Genomic DNA, 20,750 nt, shown 5'->3' with positions numbered 1-20,750 from the left:
GCGGCGCTGCTAAGCGGGTAAGGCTTGCCCTTCCGGCATCGTAAGCGACCGAGATCAGAGAAAAGACTTTGACCACATCGAAGACCCCCCTTCTCGACCGGATCAACACGCCTGACGAGTTGCGCAGGCTGCACCCCAGCCAGCTGAAGCAATTCGCTGACGAGCTTCGGCGCGAGACCATCGACGCCGTATCGGTCACGGGCGGCCATCTCGGCGCGGGCCTCGGCGTCGTCGAGCTGACGGTCGCGCTGCACTATGTCTTTGACACGCCCAACGACAAGATCATCTGGGACGTCGGCCACCAGACCTATCCTCACAAGATCATCACCGGGCGGCGCGACCGCATCCGCACGTTGCGCATGGGCGGCGGCCTTTCGGGTTTCACCAAGCGCGCGGAGAGCGAATATGACGCTTTCGGCGCGGGTCATTCCTCGACCTCGATCTCCGCCGGCCTCGGCATGGCCGTGGCCCGCGACCTCGCGGGCGGCAATAATCATGTCGTAGCAGTGATCGGCGACAGTTCCATGTCGGCCGGCATGGCCTATGAGGCCCTGAACAACGCCGGCGCGCTCGATTCCCGCCTCATCGTCATTCTCAACGACAACGACATGTCCATCGCGCCGCCCACCGGCGCCATGTCGGCCTATCTGGCGCGTCTGGTTTCCGGCGGCGCCTATCGCTCGATCCGCGACGCCGCCAAGCAGCTCGCCTCCCATCTGCCGCGCTTCATCTACGACAAGGCGCGCAAGGCCGAGGAGTTCTCGAGGAGCTTCATCACCGGCGGCACGATGTTCGAGGAGCTTGGCTTCTATTACGTCGGGCCGATCGACGGGCACAATCTCGACCATCTCCTGCCCGTGCTGATGAATGTGCGCGACAAGGACGACGGCCCGGTTCTCGTCCATGTCGTGACGCAGAAGGGCAAGGGCTACGCGCCGGCCGAGGCCGCCGACGACAAATATCACGGCGTCGTGAAATTCGACGTCGAGACCGGCAAGCAGTTCAAGCCGAAGGCCAACGCCCCTTCCTACACGGGCGTCTTCGCCAAGGCGCTGGTCGCCGAGGCCGAGCATGACGACAGGATTGTAGCCATCACGGCCGCCATGCCGTCGGGCACGGGCCTCGACATATTCGGCAAGCATTTCCCGCAGCGCACGTTCGACGTCGCCATCGCCGAGCAGCATGCGGTGACATTCGCGGCCGGCCTCGCCTGCGAGGGCTACAAGCCCTTCTGCGCGCTCTATTCGACCTTCCTGCAGCGCGGCTACGATCAGGTCGTGCATGACGTTGCGATTCAGCATCTGCCGGTGCGTTTCGCCATCGACCGCGCCGGTCTCGTCGGCGCCGACGGCCCGACTCATGCGGGCGCGTTCGACATCGCCTATCTCGGCTGCCTGCCGGGCATGGTGGTGATGGCGCCCTCCGACGAGGCGGAGCTCATGCATATGGTGGCGACGGCCGCCGCCTATGACGAAGGCCCGATCGCCTTCCGCTATCCACGTGGCGAAGGCGTGGGCGTGGAGCTGCCGGAACGCGGCGACGTCCTCGAGATCGGCAAGGGCCGCGTCCTGCGCGAAGGGACAAAGGTCGCGCTGGTCGCGCTCGGCACCCGTCTCGCCGAGGCGATGAAGGCCGCCGAGGAGCTGGAGAATTACGGCGTCTCGACCACGGTCGCCGACGCGCGCTTCGCCAAGCCGATCGACCGCGACCTGCTGCGCCGCCTCGCCGCCAATCATGAAGTCGTGATCACCCTGGAGGAGGGCTCGATCGGCGGCTTTGGTTCACAGGTCTTCCAGGCGCTCTCCGACGACGGCCTGCTCGATGGCGCGCGCGGCGCCTTCAAGTTCCGCAGCATGACCCTGCCAGACGCCTATATCGACCACGACAAGCACGAGATCATGATCGCCAGGGCCATGCTCGACAGCAAGGCGATCGTGGCGAAGGCGCTGGAGCTTCTTGGGGACGAGAAGGGCGCGGCCCGGGTGATGATCGCGTAAAGGCTTGGCGGCGCCTTCCGCGCCGCCTCCGCCGTAAATCGTCATTGCGCTAACACCATTTAATTATAAACTTTCGTCCGCTCGCGATCGTGGCGGAGTCGCATTTCATTCATTCGGCCGAATTCCGGCCGGGAAATTTTTTCGAGGTCGAAAATGAATTCGACGAGCCCGGCGCTGACCTACAACATTCCCGTCTTCACTTCCGCTCCCGGAGCGAAAACGCTCGTCGTGATGCTGCACGCATTCGCGTCGACGCATAAGCAACTCGCCGATCTGATCAGGGTCGTGGAGACGGTTTACGGAAAGGACGAGGTCGACGTCTACGCCCCCGACTTGCCCTATCAGCATCGGCTCGACGGCGGCGGCGCCGATGAACTCGTCCTCAATCTCGTGGCCGACCTCGACCGGATATGGGACGCCAAGGCCGGAGAAAAATACCAAAACGTCATTTTCATCGGGCACAGCATCGGCGGCACGATCCTGCGGCGCGTCTTTCTCGCGGGTTCGCTAAATCCGCCCGATTATTCGGGCGCATATTCGGTGCGTGACGAATTGTGGAAGGCTGTCGCGCAAAAGCGCGACAGGGGACTCCCTTGCGAATGGGCCAGGAGCGTCAGGCGCCTCGTGCTGCTCGCTTCCTGGGACAAGGGCTGGAGCATTTCCGACAGCACCAGCTGGTTCTATTCGATCGGTCTGAATATTCTGGGCGCCTGGGGCCGTGTTCTGGATCTGCTGGAATTATCCGGAATAAGCGAACGCAAGCCGGGCCGGACGATGCTCGACGCGCGAAAGGGCGCGCCCTTCATCGTCCAGACCCGGCTGCTGTGGATGGCCTACCGTCGCTGGCATAACGAGAAACTTCGCGAGCTTTACAATGCGGGGCGCCCAGCGGCGCTTCTTGCGGCGCCGGACGAGAAGCAAGCAGCCAATCCGATCGTCGTGCAGGTGATCGGGTCGCAAGACGATTTCGTGTCGCCGCGAGACCAGGTGGACCGGGACGTCGAGGCGACGGCCTGGCTGGAGGACGACGCCGACGAGAAGCGTTACTTCCTGCTGCAAATGGAGGGGAGCGACCACGGCGGGGTTGTCGATTTCAGCAATTCACTGGGGAGAAAGCGCGGGCTCCTGCAAAGACCGGTCGTGGAAAGCGGCGAGATCCTCGAAAAGCGCAAGGAGATCTTTGCGAGCGCATTGAGTCTTCCGCCGCAGGAACTGGCGCGTCTCTCGCTCAATCCCGCCTATTTCTTCGACCGCCAGTCGCCCGTCGACCCGGGCGTGACCGACGTCGTCTTCGTCATGCACGGCATACGCGACGACGGCTATTGGACGCAGCGCATCGCGCAATGCATCAAGGAAACGGACGAGGCGACGCGCGCCGCCGACCCCGACGGAGCGGACCGCGCGCCGTTTGTCGCCTGCACGCAGACCTATGGCTATTTTCCGATGGGCGCGTTCATCATGCCCTGGATCAGGCGGCAAAAAGTCGAATGGTTCATGGATCTCTACGTCGAAACCCGCGCGCAATTTCCGCGCGCGACCATGCATTACGTCGGCCACTCCAACGGCACATATCTCGCCGCAAGCTCCCTGGAGTATTATCCGGCGGCGCGTTTCGGCAACATCTATTTCGCCGGCAGCGTGGTTCATCCGGCCTATGACTGGAAGGAAAAGATCGCGCAGGAGCGAGTGCGGAGGTTTCACAATGCGCGCGGCGGCACGGACTGGGTCGTGGCCCTCCTGCCCAAGAGCCTCGAATATTTCACGGATCTCGGCGGCGGCGGCTTCGATGGATTCGATCAGATCGAGATGGATGGCGCCGAGCTGACGCAATCGAAGCGTTACGCGAAAGGCGGCCACAGCGGCGCGATCGGGGAGGGACACTGGCCCGAGATCGCGAAGTTCATCGTCACGCGAGAAAAGCCCTTCGGCCATATCGGGGAAAACGACGCGCTGTTCAGAGACAAGTCCTGGCTTTTCGCTCTGCTGGGACGCGCCCGCATCGGCGTTCCCTTTTTCTTTTCGCTCGCCGCCGTCGCCATCGTTTTCGTCTGCTCGCGCTGGATGCCCGAACAATATCGGCGCTGGACCCCCGATGCGCTTTTCGGCGAGTGGGCGGGCATGGTTTTCCTCGCGCTGCTGGCCAGCTTTGTCGCGATTCAGTTCTACTACTGGAAACATACGCCTCCCGCGCAAGTCGCGAAGGGACTCACCCGCCTTTTCATCGTTCTCGCCGCCAGCGTCGCGATCTGGTTCGGCGCCGCGCTCGGTGTGGAGGCGATCGATTTCATAACGCTCGACAGCGCCGGTCACATGGCGTTTCCGGCGATGGGCGCGACACTGACTCTTGCCGTCTGCGCTGCGCTCGTCCGCTTCGTGCTGACGAAATTCTAGCTAGGTCGTCTCATTGTCCCGCACCGTCAGCCGGGGATATTTTCGCGCGCCGGGCGCCGCCAGATCGCCGGGCAGGAATTCCGTTCCCGCCGTGGCGACGATCGCGCCTTTTCGCGCCCTGATCCGGTTGCGCGCGATGAGGGCGTCGCCAGCGCCTTCGCCCGTCGCGAAGACCACTCCATAGTCGACGCCGGCGATGTCATTCGCCTCGGCGCGCAGATTCTCGCGCCAGCCGCCGAGCGCGACGCCGATCCAGCCCGGTCCGACGATGCGGTTGCCGACGATGTCGGCGTTCTTCTCGGCGAGGATTCCGGTCAGCCAGAGCATGTCCGGCCCGAAGTCGGAATCGGGATGGCTCTCCCTCATGCCGATGATGACATTGCCCGAAATGACCGCGCCATCCGTGCCCTTGTCGGAATTTGCGACCGCTATTCCCGCGCCGGCGTCCTCGATGCGATTGTCGCGGAAGACGGCGTTCTTCGCGCCGAATTCGGCGTACATCGCCTTTTCGCCGAAGGTCCTGCAGTCGTTGCCGATCACCTCGACGCCATGTCCGGAGTTGTTGCGCACGGCGGTGTAGGCGCAGCGCGAGATGCGGTTATGCGCCACGCGCACCGCGCCCGCGCCCCAGATCAGCACGCCATTGCCGAAGGGCCCGTTGCCCCCCGAGCGGTTGAGAATGTCCTCGATCCTGTTGTTGCGAATGCGCGAGCCCTCATAGCGGCCGGCGGTCGTGGTGAAGACGACGACGCCATTGTCGCCGCATTTGCGCACAAGATTGTCGTCGACGTCGATCCCGAGCCCGTCGAGCGAATGGAAGCCGGAATCGGCGACTGTCTCGATCGTATTCCCGGCGAAGACGCCGCCGCAGCGCAGGAGATTGACGCCGCGCGCCGTCGAGCGGCGAATCACGCAATCGCGGATCGCGAGGTCGATCACGTCGGCGAAATCGAGAAGGCCCTTTTCGCGGGGGATAAAGGCTTCGGCCCCTTCGAGAATGAGCGATTCCAGCGTAATTCTTTTCGCCATGCTGGCGGAAAGCAGCGGGCCGAGGCCGGCGAGCTTCAACACCGTGCGGCCGGGAACGCCTTTGAGGATCGTCCCGTCCGGGAGGTCGAGGCCCATGAGGGATATTTCACCGGCGGGAAGGTTCACGGCGGCGCCTCGCGCCGCGGCTTCCCGAAGCCGAAGGGCGAGATCGGCGGTCCTCGCATGGGCCGCGGGAATTTGTGAGACTTGAGAAATACTTACCGCGCAGCAAAGGCGCAGCATTTCTCGGCGGGAAATCGGTTTTGTGCAAGGATTGCTGCGCAGCATTTTTCGATTGTCGGCAATCCCGGTCTCCCCGTCGAGGCCGAGCTTGCGGCAGGGTAAACGCGCGCTCGACCCCGCCCCGAAAGGGCGCGCGCCGCCTGGGTGAGCGATGATCCGTTTCGTCATCGACGCCGCCGACGCCCCCGCAGCGCCCGGCGCCTATGCGCTGTGGCTGCGGCTCGACGCGCCATTGGCCGTCACGGCCGGCAAGCGCGCCGCGGTTCTCGCGCCGGGGGACTATCTCTATTGCGGCTCGGCGCGCGGATCGGGCGGGTTGCGCGCGCGCCTCGCCCGCCACATGCGTCGCGACAAACGCCCCCATTGGCACATCGACCAGCTCACCGTCGCGGGCGAGGCGCGCGGGGCTTTCATCGTCGAGGGCGGCGACGAATGCGCGCTCAACGCCGCGCTCGCCGCGCTGCCAATCCCCCTCGACGGCTTCGGCAGCTCCGATTGCCCGCGCTGCGGGTCGCATTTGCGCTTTTTTCCTACCGATGCGCGGCTTCCCTCCGCATGGGAAAATGCTAGGAAGGCGGCTGAATTCACCCCACCCCCGGACCGCCCCGCGGTCCGACCTTCCCCCTAAAGGGGAGGGCGATTCAGCGCCCTCACGGCGAACAAGGCCAAATGTCCAAGGAAGAAGCAAAGACCAAAGTCGAAGCGCGCGCGCCGCGCGGATTCGCCGACCGAGAGGCGGGCGAACTCGCCGCGACCTCGCGCATGCTGGACGTCATCCGTTCGGTCTATGAGCTTTACGGCTTCGAGGCGCTGGAGACCCCGGCGTTCGAATATACGGACGCGCTCGGCAAGTTCCTGCCCGATCAGGACCGGCCGAACGAGGGCGTTTTCTCGCTTCAGGACGACGACGAGCAATGGCTGTCGCTGCGCTATGACCTGACCGCGCCGCTCGCCCGTTTCGTCGCGCAGAATTTCGACCGGCTGCCGAAGCCCTATCGCTCCTACCGGCTCGGCCATGTCTACCGCAACGAGAAGCCGGGGCCGGGACGCTTCCGCCAGTTCATGCAGTTCGACGCGGACACCGTCGGCTCCGCCTCGCCCGCCGCCGACGCGGAAATCTGCATGATGGCGGCCGACGCGCTGGAGAAGCTCGGCATTGCGCGCGGCGACTATGTCATCAAGATCAACAGCCGCAAGGTGCTCGACGGCGTCATGCAGGCGATCGGCGTTGGCGGCGAGGAAAACGCGGGGCGCCGCCTCGTGGTGCTGCGCGCCATCGACAAGCTCGACCGGCTCGGCCCCGACGGGGTGCGGCAATTGCTCGGCGAGGGCCGCAAGGACGAGAGCGGCGATTTCACCAAAGGCGCGGGCCTGCCGCTCGAGGCGATCGACACGATCCTCTCCTTCAGCCTCGGCGGCCAATATCGGGACGGCAAGCCGCAGTTCGATCTCTTCGGCCTGCTCGGCAAGAGCGACATCGGAGCGCAGGGCGCCGAGGAGCTACTGGAGATCGAGGATCTTGCCCGCGACGCCGGCTTCGGGCCGGACCGCATCCGCATCGATCCTTCCGTCGTGCGCGGCCTCGAATATTACACCGGCCCCGTCTTCGAGGCGGACCTCACTTTCGAGACGCGGGACGAGAAGGGCCATCCGGTGCGCTTCGGCTCGGTCGGCGGCGGCGGGCGCTATGACGGGCTCGTCGGGCGCTTCCGGCCGGAGAACACGCCGGCGACCGGTTTCTCGATCGGCGTGTCGCGCCTCTTCGCGGCGCTGAAGCTCGTGGGAAGTCCGATCGTCACGGCGCGGCCGCATGTCGGGCCGGTGGTGGTGCTGGTGCTCGATCGCGACCGGCTCGCCGATTATCAGCGCATGGTCGGGCAATTGCGGCAGGGCGGAATCGCCGCCGAGCTTTATCTCGGCGCCGCCGGCATGAAGGCGCAGATGAAATACGCCGACCGGCGCAACAGCCCGCTCGTCGTCATCCAAGGTTCGGACGAAAAGGCGAAGGGCGAAGTGCAGATCAAGGATCTCGTGGCCGGCGCCAGGGCCGCGGCGGCGATCGCCACGAATGAGGAATGGAAGGCCGCGCGCCCCGCGCAGATTTCCATCCCCGAAAGCGAGCTCGTCGAGAGGGTCGCGCAGGCGCTCGCGGCGCAGAAGGGGCAGGAGTGAGGGCCTGCGACAAAGCTCGTCCTTGCGTCACCTTCGGCGCGCTATAGTTTTCTGGGTAACGCGGCCAGGGGAAATGCAAATGCTCGGCAATCCGCCCAAATCCATCGTCCATCCGACCGACCTTTCCTTCGGGAGCCTCGACGCCTTCGCGCATGCGCTGCGCATCGCCGTCGCGTCGAGGGCGCTGCTGCATATCCTGCACATCGAGGGGGAGGATCAGGACGAAGACGACTGGGAGCGCTTTCCCCATGTTCGCGAAATGCTCGCGCGCTGGCGGATGATCGAGCCGAGCGCCTCGCGCGCCGAAGTGACCGAGAAGCTCGGCGTCAAGCTGATCAAGGCCGCCGTCGAGTCGGATACGCCCGTGCATGGCGTCGCCGCCTATGTCGAGCGGCACATGTGCGACCTCATGGTGCTGATGACCCATAATCGCAGCGGGCTGGAGCGCTGGCTGGAGGGGTCGGTGGCGGAGGATGCGGCGCGCGAGGCGAAGACGCCCGCGCTGTTCCTGCGCGAAGATCAGACCGGCTTCGTCGATCGCGAGACGGGCGCGGTGTCGCTCAACACCGTGCTGATGCCGGTCGAGGCGAGGGTGGCCCCGCTCGACGCCTTCCGCCATGTCGCCGACTTCGCCCATGCGCTGAACCCGGCCGCGGACGTCATGCTGCTGCATGTGGGCGAGGATCTGCCCATCTTCGACGGGCTGCTGCCGCATATCGAATTGCGGCAGGGGCCGGTTGTGGAGACGATCCTGAATTACGCGAAGGAGATCGGCGCGGACATGATCGCCATGCCGACGCGCGGCCGTCACGGACTGCTCGACGCCTTGCGCGGTTCGACGACCGAGCGCGTCCTGCGCCAGTCGCCCTGCCCGCTCTATGCTGCGCCGGTGAAATAGGAACGCGAGGCTTCGCGCCTCGCATCCCTTTTGCCTCTTCGTATCAAAGCGACCGCTGGAACTTCAGCACGCCGCCCTTGAAGCCCTTCAGCGTCAGTTCGTCGCCCTTGGTGTCCCAATAGGGGCCGGAAAGCAGCACGCCCCAATAGTCCTTTTCGATGGAGGCGAGGGCGCCGTCGCATTTCTGCTCGTTGATCGCCGGCATGGCCTTGGGGCCGAGGCGGTTGGGGCCGATCACGAAGACGCCCGACCAGTTCTTGCAGCCCGAGAAGCCGTTTGCGCGACCCGTCGCGTCGATGGTGATCCACATCTCGACGGGCGGAGCCTTGCCGTTGATTTCCTTGAGGACGAAGTTGCGATTGTGCGGGAAGGGCTGGTAGCGCGGAATGCCGGCGGCGTCCTCGCCTTCGCCCTGCTGCTGTTGCTGCTGCTCGCCGCCGGCCGCCGGCTTCGCCTTCTTGGCCTCGGCCGGCGCCGCCAGCGCCACGGCGCAGAGGGTGGCGGCGACAGCGAGGAAAAATCTGTTCATCTGGGCGTTCTCCCTGAATTCAAAGCGACGCGGGACGATCATCGCCGCAAAATCTGGCGGCGGTCGGGCGCCGGCGCGTCTACTTTTACAGCATGCTGGGCAGAACGCGATCCGGCGGGCGGTGGCCGTCCATGAAGGTCTTGATATTGATGATGACCTTCTCGCCCATGTCGATGCGGCCCTCGATCGTCGCCGAGCCCATATGCGGCAGCAGCGTGACCTTGCCGGACTGGGCGAGCTTCAGGAGCTTGGGCGAAACGGCGGGCTCGTGCTCGAACACGTCGAGGCCCGCGCCGGCCATTTCATCGGCTTCCAGCATGCGCACCAGCGCGTTCTCGTCGACGATCTCGCCGCGCGCGGTGTTCACCAGAATGGCCTGCGGGCGCAGATGCTTCAGCCGTCGCGCGGACAGCAGGTGGTAGGTCGCCGGCGTATGCGGGCAGTGGATCGACACGATGTCGACGCGCGCCAGCATCTGGTCGAGCGATTCCCAATAGGTCGCCTCCAGCTGCTCCTCGATCTCGACGGGAACGCGGCGACGGTTGTGATAGTGGATCGACAGGCCGAAGGCCTTGGCGCGGCGGGCGAGCGCCTGGCCGATGCGGCCCATGCCGACGATGCCGAGCCGCTTGCCGGTGATGCGATGGCCGAGCATCCAGGTCGGCGACCAGCCGGACCATGTGCCCTCGGGAATGGCGCGGGCGCCTTCCACCAGACGGCGCGCGACCGAGAGAATCAGCGCCATGGTCATGTCGGCGGTGTCTTCCGTCAGCACGCCGGGGGTGTTGGTGACCGTGATCGAGCGGCCGAGCGCCGAGGCGACGTCGATATTGTCGACGCCATTGCCGAAATTGGCGATGAGCTTCATCTGCTCGCCCGCCTGGGCGATGAGATGCGAATCGATGCGGTCGGTGATGGTGGGCACCAGGACTTCCGCGGTGCGCATGGCCTCGACCAGTTCGTCGTGGGTGAGCGGCCTGTCGGTCTCATTGAGGCGCGTGTCGAAGAGTTCGCACATGCGAGTCTCGATCACCTCGGGGAGTCGACGCGTCACGACAACGAGCGGCTTCTTTTTCGGCATCTTGCGCTTTATCCCCTCGGCTCGCCTATGCGTTGCTGCGTAGCAGAAATCCGCAATTTCCGATACAATTTCGCCCAGTCGCCCGAGCCGATTCACAATCTTCGCGGGTAAAGACCGCGGTCGAATCCTGCGCCCTTTTCAACCCGGTCTTAACGGCGATAAGCGACAAAACCAATACGCCGTCTGCGCGCTGGGCTTAGACTTCCTAGCAGATGACGGGCCAAAGACAAGACGAGCGACCACTCCATCATGCCGCATCGGAAAAGAGACTTTGCAACAGGCGGGGCCGCCCTGCTGATCGGCGCATTCTGCCTGATTTTTGCAACATTGGCGCCTGCGCAGGAGCAGCAGAAGGGGCCGGTGAGCAATCTGCCGATCCCGCGCTACGTCAGCCTGAAGTCCGACCGCGTCAATGTGCGCGAGGGGCCGAGCAAGGAGCACCCCACCCTCTGGATCTACACGCGGGCCGGCCTGCCCGTGGAGATCACCGCCGAATTCGAGACCTGGCGCAAGATCCGCGATTCGGAAGGCTCGGAGGGCTGGGTCCTGCACTCGCTGCTGTCGGGCCGGCGCACCGCGCTGATCGCGCCCTGGAAGAAAGAGCCGCAGCTCCTCACGGCCTCGGATCACACGACGCCGGTCGCCAAGCTCGGCCCCGGCGTGATCGGGACGCTGCGCGGCTGCGACGGCAAATGGTGCCGTCTCGCGGGCAAGGAGTTCGACGGCTACATTCAGCAGGAGAATCTTTGGGGCGTCTATCCCGGCGAGAAGGTGGAGTAGCGCCGGAACCCGTCAGGAGGCGGGCTTGTCCCGCCGCAGCCGGACCACGACGTCGACGCGCTCGACGCGCAGTCCCTCGGGCGGCGCGGGCAGATTTGCGATCGTGATGTTCGAGCCGTGAATGTCGCACAGCTCGCCATCGTCCTCGATCAGGAAATGATGATGGTCGCTGACATTGGTGTCGAAATAGACCCGAGTCCCGTCCACGGCGATTTCGCGCAGAAGGCCGGCGTCGGTGAACTGATGCAGCGTGTTGTATACGGTCGCGAGCGAGACCGAGAGATTGGCGGCGGCCGCTTCTTCATAGAGACGCTCCGCCGTCACATGGCGGTCGCGGCCGGAAAAGAGCAGTTCGCCGAGCGCGAGGCGCTGGCGCGTCGGCCGAAGCCCCGCCTTGTCCAGAATTTCATGAACCGGCCTGCGGCTCGCGTCCTGTTCGCGCGAGGCGGCGGCTGGCGCAACGGCTCCGTTTTCAAAGGCGTCCATCGGCGGCGGCTCTTTGTTCTCCCAAGCTTTGACTTATACCAAAAAACGGCTGGAACTCAACGTCCGCCGGCGCCTGGGCGCCGGCGCAGCGAGCGGTCCACGCGATCGCAGCAGACGCTTCCGGCGCGCCGCGGCCTATGTTACGGAACAAATCGCCCATAAGCGCAAAGGCGCGTCCTCGCTGGCCGCGGACCTTTCGATAACAAAGGGGCGGCTCGCCCTCCTTTCGGAGGTCGAGCGCAAAGGCTGGGGAATCAGGGCTTTAGGCTCCAACGGGAGGCGGTATCACCATGAGCGAACGGCGCTCGTCATTCGGCTATGAGGACTTGTTGGCCTGCGGGCGCGAGGAGCTTTTCGGCCCCGGCAACGCGCAATTGCCGCTGCCGCCGATGCTGATGTTCGATCGCATCACCGAGATTTTCGAGACAGGCGGCGAGCATGGCAAGGGCTATATGCGCGCCGAACTCGACATCAAGCCGAGCCTCTGGTTCTTCGACTGCCACTTCAAGGGCAATCCGGTCATGCCCGGCTGCCTCGGCCTCGACGCCCTCTGGCAGATGGTCGGCTTCTACCTCGCCTGGCTGGACAATCCGGGACGCGGCATGGCGCTGGGCGTCGGCGAGGTGAAGTTCACCGGCCAGGTGCGCCCGACCGTCAAGACGGTCACCTATGGAGTCGATTTCAAGCGCGTCTTCAAGGGCAAGCTCGTGCTCGGCATCGCCGACGGCTGGGTGGCGGCCGACGGGGAGCGAATCTATGAGGCGAAGGATCTGAGGGTCGGACTCGCCAAGGCCGAAGCGCCCGCCGCCTGAACGGAAAATCGATGGGAAGTTCGGGAGCCGTGATCCCGACGCCAGGGGAGAGAACAATGAGACGAGTCGTCGTCACCGGCATGGGCATCGTGTCGTCAATCGGCAATACGACGCAGGAAGTGGTCGCCTCCCTTCGCGAGGCGAAGTCGGGCATCGTGCGCGCGGAGAAATACGCCGAACTCGGCTTCCGCTCGCAGGTCCACGGCATGCCGACGCTCGATCCCTCGACCGTCGTCGACCGCCGCGCCATGCGCTTCCATGCGACGGGTACCGCCTGGAACCATGTCGCCATGGATCAGGCGATCCGCGACGCGGGGCTGACCGAGGCGGAAATCTCCAACGAGCGCACCGGCATCATCATGGGCTCGGGCGGCCCATCGACCAGGACCATCGTCGAGGCGGCCGACATCACCCGCAGCAAGGGCCCCAAGCGCGTCGGCCCCTTCGCGGTGCCGAAATGCATGTCCTCGACGGCGTCCGCGACGCTCGCGGTCTGGTTCAAGATCAAGGGCGTGAACTATTCCATCTCCTCGGCTTGCGCGACCTCCAACCATTGCATCGGCAACGCCTATGAGATGATCCAGCACGGCAAGCAGGACATGATCTTCGCCGGCGGCTGCGAGGAGCTGGAGTGGGAGCTCTCCGTCCTCTTCGACGCCATGGGCGCGATGTCCTCCGCCTACAACGACCGTCCGGCGACCGCCTCCCGCGCCTATGACAAAAACCGCGACGGCTTCGTGATCGCGGGCGGCGCGGGCGTGCTGGTGCTCGAGGAATATGAGCACGCCAAGGCCCGCGGCGCGAAGATCTACGCCGAAGTGGCGGGCTATGGCGCGACGTCGGACGGCTACGACATGGTCGCGCCCTCGGGCGAAGGCGCCGTGCGCTGCATGCGCCAGGCGCTTTCCACCGTGAAGTGTTCGATCGACTATATCAATCCGCACGCCACCGCGACGCCGGTCGGCGACGCCAAGGAGATCGAGGCGCTGCGCGAAGTCTTCGGCGTTGGCGACAAATGTCCGCCGATCGCCGCGACAAAGTCGCTGACGGGCCATTCGCTCGGCGCGACCGGCGTGCAGGAGGCGATCTATTCGCTGCTGATGATGCAGAACGGCTTCATCTGCAAGAGCGCCCATATCGAGGAGCTCGACCCCGACTTCGCGGACATGCCGATCCTGCTGGAGCGTCGTGACAATGTGAAGCTCGGCGCGGTGCTGTCGAACTCCTTCGGTTTCGGCGGAACCAACGCGACGCTGGTCTTCAAGCATCCCGACGCGTAAGGGCGTTCCGGCGCGCGCCAGATTTCGGCGGGCGCCGAGCAACTGCCGGAGGCGGCCCTGACACGGCCATCCGGCGCGCCGCGTTTTTTTGCAGCTTTACAGCATGTCCCTGCGCCGCTCGCTCGGCGCAGGCCGCGGGTTTTCAGGATTTTTGGCGGAACGGGGCCGGCCAGACAGTGGCGCTTGCGGCTGGGCCGCGTTAAGGAACGCTTCATGACAAACGCCACGACGAGAAGGCGAGCAGGAGTTTCAGGCGTTATCGCGCTCGCGTGGTCGCTCGCCTCCGCCTCCGGCGCGGCCGCCTTCGAGGGCCGGTATGCCGGGGGCGTGAAGTCCAAAGCGACGAAGGAGTATTCGCGGAGCCTCGACATCAAGCGCCGCGCGAACGGAGATTTTCGAGTCGAGGCGGTCGTCGGGACGCCGGACTGCACGGGCGTCTTCGATGGCGTGGGCGCGGCGGGCGGGGACGCGCTGGCGGCCTCGCAGAAAGAGGACAACGAGACCTGCACGCTGACCATCCGCCGCACGAAAAAGGGCGTCAGCGTCGAGGAAGACAGCCGCTGCCTCTACTTCCACGGGGCGTCCTGCGAATTCAGCGGCGATTATCGCAAGAAATGAAAAGGCGCGGCGCGCTTAAAGAGAAAGAGTGTCGATGACGGTTGCAACTGGTTTGATGAAAGGCAAACGCGGGCTCATCATGGGCGTCGCCAACGACCATTCGATCGCCTACGGCATAGCGCGCGTATTGGCGCGCCATGGCGCCGAGCTCGCCTTCACCTATCAGGGCGAGGCGCTGGGCAAGCGCGTCAAGCCGCTTGCGCAGGAGCTGGGCTCCTCCCTCGTGCTGCCCTGCGACGCCGAGGATATTTCGACGGTCGACGACGTCTTCGCGCGTCTCGAATATGACTGGGGCGAGATGGACTTTCTCGTCCACTCCATCGCCTATTCCGACAAGAGCGAGCTGAAGGGGCTTTACGCCGACACCTCGCGCGAGAATTTCATCCGCACGATGGTGATTTCCTGCTTCTCCTTCACAGAGGCCGCGCGCCGCGCGGCGGCGCTGATGAAGAAGGGCGGCTCCATGGTGACGGTGAGCTTCGGCGGCGGCACGCATGTCATGCCGAACTATAATGTCATGGGCGTCGCGAAGGCCGCGCTCGATTCCTCCGTGCGCTATCTCGCAGCGGATTACGGCGCGCGCGGCATCCGCGTGAACGCCATCTCGCCGGGGCCGGTGCGCACCATGGCCGGCGCGGGCATCACCGGCGCGCGGGCGATGGGCGCCTTCCAGAAGCAGCATTGCCCCCTGCGGCGAATGATCACGCTGGACGAAATCGGCGGTTCGGCGCTTTATTTCCTTTCCGAGCTTTCGGGCGGCGTGACCGGCGAAATCCATCTCGTCGACGCCGGCTACAACATCATGCTGCAGCCGCGGCCGGAGGATCTCAACGGCGGCGAGTGAGGCGCAAGGGGGCGACGCGAATGAGGCTGGCGCTTGCAATGACTTTCATCGGCGCTCTCGCCGCCGCTTTCCCGGCTCGCGCGCAGAGCGTCGATCCGGCCGTGGGCGAGCGCCTCGCAAAGAGCGAATGCGCCGCCTGTCACGCCATCGACGCGGACGCCAAGGCCAGGAGTCCCGACCCCAAGGCGCCGCGCTTCGCGGAGGTCGCGAATATGGTCTCGACGACGGAACTGTCGCTGAAGGTCTTCCTGCGCTCCTCGCATAAAAACATGCCCAACATCATGCTCTCGCCGGAGGAGATCGATTCCCTGGCGGCCTATATTCTGGGGCTCAAGAAGAAGTAGCGGCGAGCGCGTCCCTTGTCGCGATGGAGCGGCTTGGCGCTTGCGTGAGACGCAAGCGCCGGTTCTCACGCCGCCATCTTTTGTCCCGCCATCTTGCGGCAGGCTTCTGCGCAGCGGCGGCATTGCGCGGCGCAATCCTTCATGTCGGGAAGGGCGTCGCATTCCTTCGCGCAGGCTTCGCAGGCCTCGGCGCAATCCTCGCAGATATGTCTGGCCTGCGGCGATTTCATCAGCATCATATGCGCGGCGTTGCGGCACATTTCGGCGCAGCTGATCATGGCGCGGAAATGTTTCGGTTTCACATGGTCGCCGCCCGTTTCGAGACAATGGGTCATCGCCATGCCGAAGCACATCTGGTAGCAGCGCAGACATTCGTCGACGCAGCTCTGCATCTCCTTGGACATTTTGTGCATGGGGCGTCCTCCGATCGGTCGATCGACGCGTTCATCCGCGTCGGCCCCCTTGGTTAGCTGGGCCATATGTAGACGTAATCAAGCCTGGCGGCGACGCCCGGACTCTTTCGCTTGACTCTCGTGGCGCGTGAGAACAAATATCGAACATCGCCATGAGGGCGATCTTTCCAAACTCGGGGACTTCGCAACCGATGTCGCAGGGCGGCGTTTCGGAACGTATCGGCTTTTTGCGCCGCCGCATCGCCGCCATCGAGGCGCGCGACGGGGTCGCGCGGGGCGTCCGCGAAGGCGCGCGCGACTCCATCGACGCGCTTTTTTCTCCCGGCCGCGCTGGGTTGAGCGAGCTTTTGCCGGCCCGCCCGCCGGACGCGCCGGGAGCGGGCGCTTTCGCTCTGGCGCTTGCGCTGCGGGCGCAGGCGGCGCGCGGCGGCGGGGCGCTGGTCTGGATCGTCGAGGATTTCAGCGCCGGCGAATTCGGCCTGCCCTACGGGCGCGGCCTCGCGGCGGCGGGGATGGACCTCTCCCGCTTCGCGCTCATTCGCGTCCGCCGTCCGCGCGAAACTCTCTGGGCGATGGAGGAGGCGCTGAGGAGCGAAGCCTGCGCGGCGGTGGTCGCCGAGAGCTTCCTGCCCGCGCGTCTCTACGATCTTTCCGCTTCGCGCCGCCTGCTGCTCGCGGCGCGGCGCGGCGGCGGCCTCGGCCTCGTCGTCGCGCAGGGGGCGGAGGCGACGCGCTTCTCCAGCGCCGCCGAACTTCGCCTCGAAATCGCCGCCGCCCCCGTCCCGCCGTCGCGTCCCCGCCCGGCGCTCTCGCCCGCCGCGCCCTTCGCTTGGCGGCTGCGGGTGACGAAAGCCCGCGCGGGCCTGCTGGGCGAGACGGGCGAGATCGATCCGGGGCAATGGCGCGATCTCGCCTTCGATCCCGAAAGAGTGGTGTTTCGTCATGCGTTTCCTGAGCGTCTTCCTGCCCCGTCTTGCGACCGACCGGCTGCTGCGGCGGCGCGGCGGCGCCGGGCGTGAGCCCTTCGCCGTCTACGCCCGGGTGAAGGGGGCCGAGCGGCTCACGGCCGTCGACGCCGGCGCGCAGAAGCTCGGCCTTCATCCCGGCCTGGCGGTCGCCGACGCCCGCGCCCGCTGCCCGGCGCTCGCGCTTGCGGAGGCCGATCCCCGCGCCGACGCCGCGCTGGTCGGGACGCTCGCCGACTGGAGCCGCCGCTTCACCCCGCTCGCCGCCGCCGATCCGCCGGACGGCGTGCTGCTCGACGTTTCCGGCGCGGCGCATCTTTTCGGCGGCGAGAATGCGCTGATGGCGGAAATCGAAGGCCGTCTCGCGGCCCTCGGCTTTTCCGCCCGCGCCGCGATCGCGCCGGGTCCCGCCCTCGCCCGGGCGCTGGCGCGTTTCTCGACCCTGCGGCTCGTCGCGCCGGAGACTCCGCAGGAGGAGATCGACCGGATCGCCGCCGCCTTGCCCGCCGCCGCGCTCGGCCTCGATCCCGAGGCGCTGGCAGGAATGCGCCGGGCCGGCCTGCGCCGGATCGGCGATCTCCTCGCCCGCCCGCGCGCCCCGCTCGCGGCGCGTTTCGGACAGGCGGCGCTCGCCCGGCTCGACGCGCTGACCTGCCGCATCCGTGATCCGATCACGCCGCGCTTCGAGGCGCCGGCCTTCATCGCCGAGCGGCGCTTCATCGACGGGCTCACCCGGCGCGCCGATGTGGAGGCGACGCTGCGGCTCCTCGCCGCCGACCTCTGCCCGATGCTTGCGCGCGCCGGCGTCGGCGCGCGGCGGCTGGAGGCCGTTTTCTACCGCGTCGACGGCGCCGTGAAACATCTTTCCGCCGGGACGAGCCGGCCGCTGCGCGAGCCCTCCCGCCTCGCGGCGCTGCTCATCGAGCGCCTTGCGGCGATCACGGAGGAGGGGCTCGACGCGGGCTATGGCTTCGACGTGCTCCGGCTCTGCGCCAGCGAGGTCGAGAGTTTCGAGACGCCGCAGACGACGCTCGTCGCGCCGCCGAAGGGCGCGCCGGACGATCGGGATCTCTCCGATCTTCTCGACCGGCTCGGCGCAAGGCTCGGCCTGCGCCGCGTGCTGCGGCTTCATCCACAGGAGACGCATCTGCCGGAATTCGCGGTCGCCGCCGTCCCGGCCGCCTCCGGCCCTACGCCCGTCGCCTTTCCGGCGCAGGAGGCGCCGCGGCCGCTGCGCCTCTTCGAGCGGCCTGAACCGATCGAGGCCATGGCGCTCGCGCCCGACGGCCCCCCGTTGCGCTTCCGCTGGCGGCGCGCGCTGCATGAAATCGTGGCCTATGAAGGCCCGGAGCGCATCGCGCCGCCCTGGTGGGGCGCTGGGGACGACGGGCTGACGCGCGATTATTTCCATGCGCAGGACGCGCAGGGCCTGCTGTTCTGGCTGTTTCGCGAGGGGCTTTACGGGCGCGAGGCCGGCCGGCCGCGCTGGTATGTGCATGGCCTCTCTTGATCCAGGTCTTCGCCGCTCCAACCTGAAGATGGCTCGACGTCATTCAAACGTCATGATTTCCGGTCGAAGTCGCTGCGACGGCGCCACTCTTGCGAGCAAAGAAGCGCAGTTCCGTCCATTCGGGCCCGAAGCCCGCGAGACAAAGATGCAAAAAGACGAGGATCTCGCCATTTCACCTCAACCCCGCCTGCCTGTCGTCGTGGCCCCGCAGCGAAAAAGCTTCTTCGAGACACTGAGCCAGCGCCTGCCTCACGGCGCCGGCCAGATCATCGGCGCATTGGCGAGTCTCGCGCTGTTCACTCTCGCCGCCTTCGTTCTCGGCAATGTCCTGTCGAAAATCCATTTCGCCGACGTCGCGACGGCGCTCAAGGAGACGAGCGGCGCACAGATCCTCGTCGCAATGCTGTTCACCGCCTTGTCCTATCTGGCCCTCACCGGATATGACGTCTCGGCGCTGTATCAAATTCGCATGCGCTCGCCCTATCGCATCGCGGCGCTCGCCTCATTCGCCAGCTATGCGATCTCCTTCAATCTCGGCTTTCCGATCATCACCGGCGCGGCCGTGCGCTACTGGATTTATTCGCGCGTCCAGATCACCGCCCTGCAGGTCGCCAACATCACGGTCATAACCGGAGTCACCTTCTGGCTCGGCATGACGATGATGATCGGCGTCAGCCTGCTGACGGGCGCCGACGCGCTCGCCGCGCTCGATCACGTCCCGGTCTTCTTGCACATCGCGCTGGGCGTCGTCGTCACGGCGTCGGTCGCCGCCTATTGCGTCTGGGTGGCGCTGGAGCGGCGGCGCATTCACATTCGCGGCCATGCGCTCGAATTGCCCCGTCTCGGCCCGACGCTGGCGCAACTCGCCTTCGGCGTGGCTGATCTTTGCGCCGCCGCCGGCGCGCTCTACGTGCTGCTGCCGCAGGGCGTCGACCTCGATTTCATGGGTTTCGTCGCGGTCTATGTCGTCGCCTGCATCCTCGGCGTCGTCAGCCACGCGCCGGGGGGCATCGGCGTGTTCGAGGCGATCATGCTGCACGCGCTCCCCGGCGCCTCGCAGGGAAGCATTCTCGCCTCGCTTCTGCTTTTCCGCGTCATCTATTACTTCCTGCCCTTCATCTTCGCGCTCGCCGTTCTCGGCGCGGACGAAGGCGCCCGCCGCTGGTCCTCCCTGCGCGACGCCATCGCCCGCATTCTCGAGGACCGCGGCGCCTGACCGTCTCCGCACAAACCGGACTCTCATTCATGCCGCAGACAAAATGGCGTGATCAGGCGACCGACTGGCTCGCACCTGTCATCGACGCATTGCCGGAACCGGTCTTCGTCGTCGACGCGGAGGAGCGGACCATCGCCGCCAATGGCGCGGCGCGCGCGCTGGCGCCGGCCATGCGCTTCGGAGAGCCTCTGTCGCGCAGCCTGCGCTCCCCTGACATGCTGGACGCCGTCGGGCGCGTGCTCGCGGGCGGCGCGGCGGAAAAGACGGTCTGGGTCGAGCGGGCGCCGGTCGAGCGCTGGTTCGAGGCGCATGTCGCGCCGATGTGCGTTCCGGGCTATGACGCGGCGGCGATGATCAGCCTGCGCGACCTCACCGAAGCGCATCGGGTCGAACGCATGCGCGTCGACTTCGTCGCCAACGCCAGCCATGAATTGCGCACGCCGCTCGCCTCGCTCCTCGGCTTCGTCGAAACGCTTCAGGGCCCGGCGAAAAATGACGCGGCCGCGCGCGAGAAGTTTCTCGGCATCATGCGCGAGCAGGCGCAGCGCATGGCGCGCCTCGTCGATGATCTTCTGTCGCTGTCGCGCATCGAGCAGCACATGCATGTGCGCCCGGCGACTCCGGTCGATCTCACCCTGCTGGTCGCGCATATCGTCGATACGCTGACCCCGATGGCGGAAGAGGACGCCATTCCCCTCGCGCTCGATCTCGCGCCCAATGTCATCGTTCCGGGCGACCGCGACGAACTCGCACGGATCATCGAGAATCTCATCGAGAATGCGCTCAAATACGGCCGCAACGAAAATGGCGGGGAGAAGCCGATCGAGATTTCGCTCACGCGCAAGGACGCGGTCGCGACCTTCTCCGTGCGCGACCACGGGCCGGGCGTGGCGCCGGAGCATATTCCGCGTCTCACCGAGCGCTTCTATCGCGTGGACGCCGGCAAGAGCCGCGCCAAGGGCGGCACAGGGCTCGGTCTCGCCATCGTCAAGCATATCGTGCTGCGCCACCAGGGCCGGCTCGCGATCGAATCCGCGCTCGGCGAAGGCTCGCTCTTCAAGGTGACGCTGCCGGCGATCGATCCCGACGCGGCAAAATCGCGATAGTCATTAAAATACAAGCGATAAGTCTGTCATATTACT

The 20,750-nt window shown here is 65.9% G+C and carries 20 protein-coding genes; 15 read left to right on the top strand and 5 right to left on the bottom strand.

Features of this window, described 5'->3' with window-relative positions:
- Positions 1–68 precede the first annotated feature (68 nt).
- Positions 69–1,997 carry a 1-deoxy-D-xylulose-5-phosphate synthase gene (gene dxs / locus MET49242_RS16050; RefSeq protein WP_036284294.1) on the top strand — a complete coding sequence of 643 codons (1,929 nt, stop codon included), beginning with the start codon at positions 69–71 and terminating at the stop codon, positions 1,995–1,997.
- Between the two features lie 153 nt (positions 1,998–2,150).
- Entirely contained in the window at positions 2,151–4,388 is a 2,238-nt protein-coding gene (locus tag MET49242_RS16045) for an alpha/beta fold hydrolase (RefSeq protein ID WP_051134260.1), read from the top strand.
- On the opposite strand, the gene MET49242_RS16040 is transcribed toward MET49242_RS16045, so the two are convergent.
- Complete coding sequence (locus MET49242_RS16040) at positions 4,389–5,660, bottom strand: TIGR03808 family TAT-translocated repetitive protein (protein ID WP_036284288.1); 1,272 nt, start codon at positions 5,658–5,660, stop codon at positions 4,389–4,391.
- 151 nt (positions 5,661–5,811) lie between these two features.
- On the opposite strand from MET49242_RS16040, the gene MET49242_RS16035 reads away from it, so the two are divergent.
- From MET49242_RS16035 to MET49242_RS16025, 3 genes are all read left to right on the top strand, one after another.
- Entirely contained in the window at positions 5,812–6,288 is a 477-nt protein-coding gene (locus tag MET49242_RS16035; RefSeq protein ID WP_036284284.1) for a DUF123 domain-containing protein, read from the top strand.
- A 41-nt stretch (positions 6,289–6,329) separates the two neighbouring features.
- Positions 6,330–7,832, top strand: coding sequence for a histidine--tRNA ligase (gene hisS / locus MET49242_RS16030; protein ID WP_036284282.1), 1,503 nt, complete (start codon positions 6,330–6,332; stop codon positions 7,830–7,832).
- Positions 7,833–7,911: 79 nt separating this feature from the next.
- Positions 7,912–8,730 (top strand): universal stress protein, encoded by an 819-nt coding sequence (locus tag MET49242_RS16025; protein WP_036288397.1) that lies wholly within the window; start codon positions 7,912–7,914, stop codon positions 8,728–8,730.
- Between the two features lie 43 nt (positions 8,731–8,773).
- Here the strand turns inward: MET49242_RS16025 and MET49242_RS16020 are convergent, their stop codons facing one another.
- Positions 8,774–9,259 (bottom strand): META domain-containing protein, encoded by a 486-nt coding sequence (locus MET49242_RS16020; protein WP_036288395.1) that lies wholly within the window; start codon positions 9,257–9,259, stop codon positions 8,774–8,776.
- Between the two features lie 85 nt (positions 9,260–9,344).
- Positions 9,345–10,340 (bottom strand): D-glycerate dehydrogenase, encoded by a 996-nt coding sequence (locus MET49242_RS16015; RefSeq protein WP_036288393.1) that lies wholly within the window; start codon positions 10,338–10,340, stop codon positions 9,345–9,347.
- Between the two features lie 249 nt (positions 10,341–10,589).
- Here MET49242_RS16015 and MET49242_RS16010 point away from each other — a divergent pair, with 249 nt between their 5' ends.
- On the top strand, positions 10,590–11,120 hold the full coding sequence (locus MET49242_RS16010) for an SH3 domain-containing protein (RefSeq protein WP_036284280.1): 531 nt from the start codon (positions 10,590–10,592) through the stop codon (positions 11,118–11,120).
- A 12-nt stretch (positions 11,121–11,132) separates the two neighbouring features.
- Here MET49242_RS16010 and irrA read toward each other — a convergent pair whose 3' ends face one another.
- Positions 11,133–11,606, bottom strand: coding sequence for an iron response transcriptional regulator IrrA (gene irrA, locus MET49242_RS16005; RefSeq protein ID WP_084679151.1), 474 nt, complete (start codon positions 11,604–11,606; stop codon positions 11,133–11,135).
- Between the two features lie 290 nt (positions 11,607–11,896).
- On the opposite strand from irrA, the gene fabA reads away from it, so the two are divergent.
- The 5 genes from fabA (at position 11,897) to MET49242_RS15980 (ending at position 15,504) form a co-directional block, all read left to right on the top strand.
- Positions 11,897–12,418 (top strand): 3-hydroxyacyl-[acyl-carrier-protein] dehydratase FabA, encoded by a 522-nt coding sequence (fabA, locus tag MET49242_RS16000; RefSeq protein WP_036284278.1) that lies wholly within the window; start codon positions 11,897–11,899, stop codon positions 12,416–12,418.
- A gap of 56 nt (positions 12,419–12,474) precedes the next feature.
- Positions 12,475–13,698, top strand: a complete 1,224-nt coding sequence (fabB, locus tag MET49242_RS15995; protein WP_036284276.1) for a beta-ketoacyl-ACP synthase I — start codon at positions 12,475–12,477, stop codon at positions 13,696–13,698.
- A gap of 213 nt (positions 13,699–13,911) precedes the next feature.
- The gene (locus tag MET49242_RS15990) at positions 13,912–14,316 is read left to right on the top strand and encodes a hypothetical protein (RefSeq protein WP_144259664.1); all 405 of its coding nucleotides are present in this window, start codon (positions 13,912–13,914) and stop codon (positions 14,314–14,316) included.
- A gap of 34 nt (positions 14,317–14,350) precedes the next feature.
- Positions 14,351–15,160 carry an enoyl-ACP reductase FabI gene (fabI, locus tag MET49242_RS15985; RefSeq protein ID WP_036284272.1) on the top strand — a complete coding sequence of 270 codons (810 nt, stop codon included), beginning with the start codon at positions 14,351–14,353 and terminating at the stop codon, positions 15,158–15,160.
- Between the two features lie 38 nt (positions 15,161–15,198).
- Positions 15,199–15,504 carry a cytochrome c gene (locus MET49242_RS15980; protein ID WP_244430834.1) on the top strand — a complete coding sequence of 102 codons (306 nt, stop codon included), beginning with the start codon at positions 15,199–15,201 and terminating at the stop codon, positions 15,502–15,504.
- Between the two features lie 65 nt (positions 15,505–15,569).
- Here MET49242_RS15980 and MET49242_RS15975 read toward each other — a convergent pair whose 3' ends face one another.
- The gene (locus tag MET49242_RS15975; protein WP_036288389.1) at positions 15,570–15,917 is read right to left on the bottom strand and encodes a four-helix bundle copper-binding protein; all 348 of its coding nucleotides are present in this window, start codon (positions 15,915–15,917) and stop codon (positions 15,570–15,572) included.
- A 191-nt stretch (positions 15,918–16,108) separates the two neighbouring features.
- Here MET49242_RS15975 and MET49242_RS15970 point away from each other — a divergent pair, with 191 nt between their 5' ends.
- The 4 genes from MET49242_RS15970 to MET49242_RS15955 all read left to right on the top strand — a co-directional run bounded on the left by MET49242_RS15970 (position 16,109) and on the right by MET49242_RS15955 (position 20,714).
- Positions 16,109–16,936, top strand: coding sequence for an ImuA family protein (locus tag MET49242_RS15970; protein WP_036284269.1), 828 nt, complete (start codon positions 16,109–16,111; stop codon positions 16,934–16,936).
- Positions 16,860–18,392 carry a DNA polymerase Y family protein gene (locus MET49242_RS15965; RefSeq protein WP_084679149.1) on the top strand — a complete coding sequence of 511 codons (1,533 nt, stop codon included), beginning with the start codon at positions 16,860–16,862 and terminating at the stop codon, positions 18,390–18,392. The genes MET49242_RS15970 and MET49242_RS15965 overlap by 77 nt, the downstream gene beginning before the upstream one ends.
- A gap of 145 nt (positions 18,393–18,537) precedes the next feature.
- Positions 18,538–19,608 (top strand): lysylphosphatidylglycerol synthase domain-containing protein, encoded by a 1,071-nt coding sequence (locus MET49242_RS15960; protein WP_036288384.1) that lies wholly within the window; start codon positions 18,538–18,540, stop codon positions 19,606–19,608.
- 29 nt (positions 19,609–19,637) lie between these two features.
- Entirely contained in the window at positions 19,638–20,714 is a 1,077-nt protein-coding gene (locus tag MET49242_RS15955; RefSeq protein WP_036284268.1) for an ATP-binding protein, read from the top strand.
- The last annotated feature ends 36 nt before the right edge of the window (positions 20,715–20,750 follow it).

This window comes from Methylocystis sp. ATCC 49242 (assembly GCF_000188155.2).
Taxonomy (GTDB): Bacteria; Pseudomonadota; Alphaproteobacteria; order Rhizobiales; family Beijerinckiaceae; genus Methylocystis.
The sequence above is the reverse complement of the archived record's forward strand: the minus strand, read 5'-3'. Positions and strand labels throughout refer to the sequence as shown.

What these genes read in the sequence shown, in the direction of transcription:
- MET49242_RS15960 (WP_036288384.1), top strand. Translation starts at nt 18,538, where the DNA reads ATGCAAAAAGACGAGGATCTCGCCATTTCACCTCAACCCCGCCTGCCT.
- MET49242_RS15980 (WP_244430834.1), top strand. Translation starts at nt 15,199, where the DNA reads ATGACTTTCATCGGCGCTCTCGCCGCCGCTTTCCCGGCTCGCGCGCAG.
- MET49242_RS15970 (WP_036284269.1), top strand. Translation starts at nt 16,109, where the DNA reads ATGTCGCAGGGCGGCGTTTCGGAACGTATCGGCTTTTTGCGCCGCCGC.
- MET49242_RS16045 (WP_051134260.1), top strand. Translation starts at nt 2,151, where the DNA reads ATGAATTCGACGAGCCCGGCGCTGACCTACAACATTCCCGTCTTCACT.
- MET49242_RS16040 (WP_036284288.1), bottom strand. Translation starts at nt 5,660, where the DNA reads ATGCTGCGCCTTTGCTGCGCGGTAAGTATTTCTCAAGTCTCACAAATT.
- MET49242_RS16015 (WP_036288393.1), bottom strand. Translation starts at nt 10,340, where the DNA reads ATGCCGAAAAAGAAGCCGCTCGTTGTCGTGACGCGTCGACTCCCCGAG.
- fabI (WP_036284272.1), top strand. Translation starts at nt 14,351, where the DNA reads ATGACGGTTGCAACTGGTTTGATGAAAGGCAAACGCGGGCTCATCATG.
- hisS (WP_036284282.1), top strand. Translation starts at nt 6,330, where the DNA reads ATGTCCAAGGAAGAAGCAAAGACCAAAGTCGAAGCGCGCGCGCCGCGC.
- MET49242_RS16010 (WP_036284280.1), top strand. Translation starts at nt 10,590, where the DNA reads ATGCCGCATCGGAAAAGAGACTTTGCAACAGGCGGGGCCGCCCTGCTG.
- irrA (WP_084679151.1), bottom strand. Translation starts at nt 11,606, where the DNA reads ATGGACGCCTTTGAAAACGGAGCCGTTGCGCCAGCCGCCGCCTCGCGC.
- MET49242_RS16020 (WP_036288395.1), bottom strand. Translation starts at nt 9,259, where the DNA reads ATGAACAGATTTTTCCTCGCTGTCGCCGCCACCCTCTGCGCCGTGGCG.
- fabA (WP_036284278.1), top strand. Translation starts at nt 11,897, where the DNA reads ATGAGCGAACGGCGCTCGTCATTCGGCTATGAGGACTTGTTGGCCTGC.
- MET49242_RS15965 (WP_084679149.1), top strand. Translation starts at nt 16,860, where the DNA reads ATGCGTTTCCTGAGCGTCTTCCTGCCCCGTCTTGCGACCGACCGGCTG.
- MET49242_RS15955 (WP_036284268.1), top strand. Translation starts at nt 19,638, where the DNA reads ATGCCGCAGACAAAATGGCGTGATCAGGCGACCGACTGGCTCGCACCT.
- MET49242_RS15990 (WP_144259664.1), top strand. Translation starts at nt 13,912, where the DNA reads ATGACAAACGCCACGACGAGAAGGCGAGCAGGAGTTTCAGGCGTTATC.
- MET49242_RS16035 (WP_036284284.1), top strand. Translation starts at nt 5,812, where the DNA reads ATGATCCGTTTCGTCATCGACGCCGCCGACGCCCCCGCAGCGCCCGGC.
- fabB (WP_036284276.1), top strand. Translation starts at nt 12,475, where the DNA reads ATGAGACGAGTCGTCGTCACCGGCATGGGCATCGTGTCGTCAATCGGC.
- MET49242_RS16025 (WP_036288397.1), top strand. Translation starts at nt 7,912, where the DNA reads ATGCTCGGCAATCCGCCCAAATCCATCGTCCATCCGACCGACCTTTCC.
- MET49242_RS15975 (WP_036288389.1), bottom strand. Translation starts at nt 15,917, where the DNA reads ATGCACAAAATGTCCAAGGAGATGCAGAGCTGCGTCGACGAATGTCTG.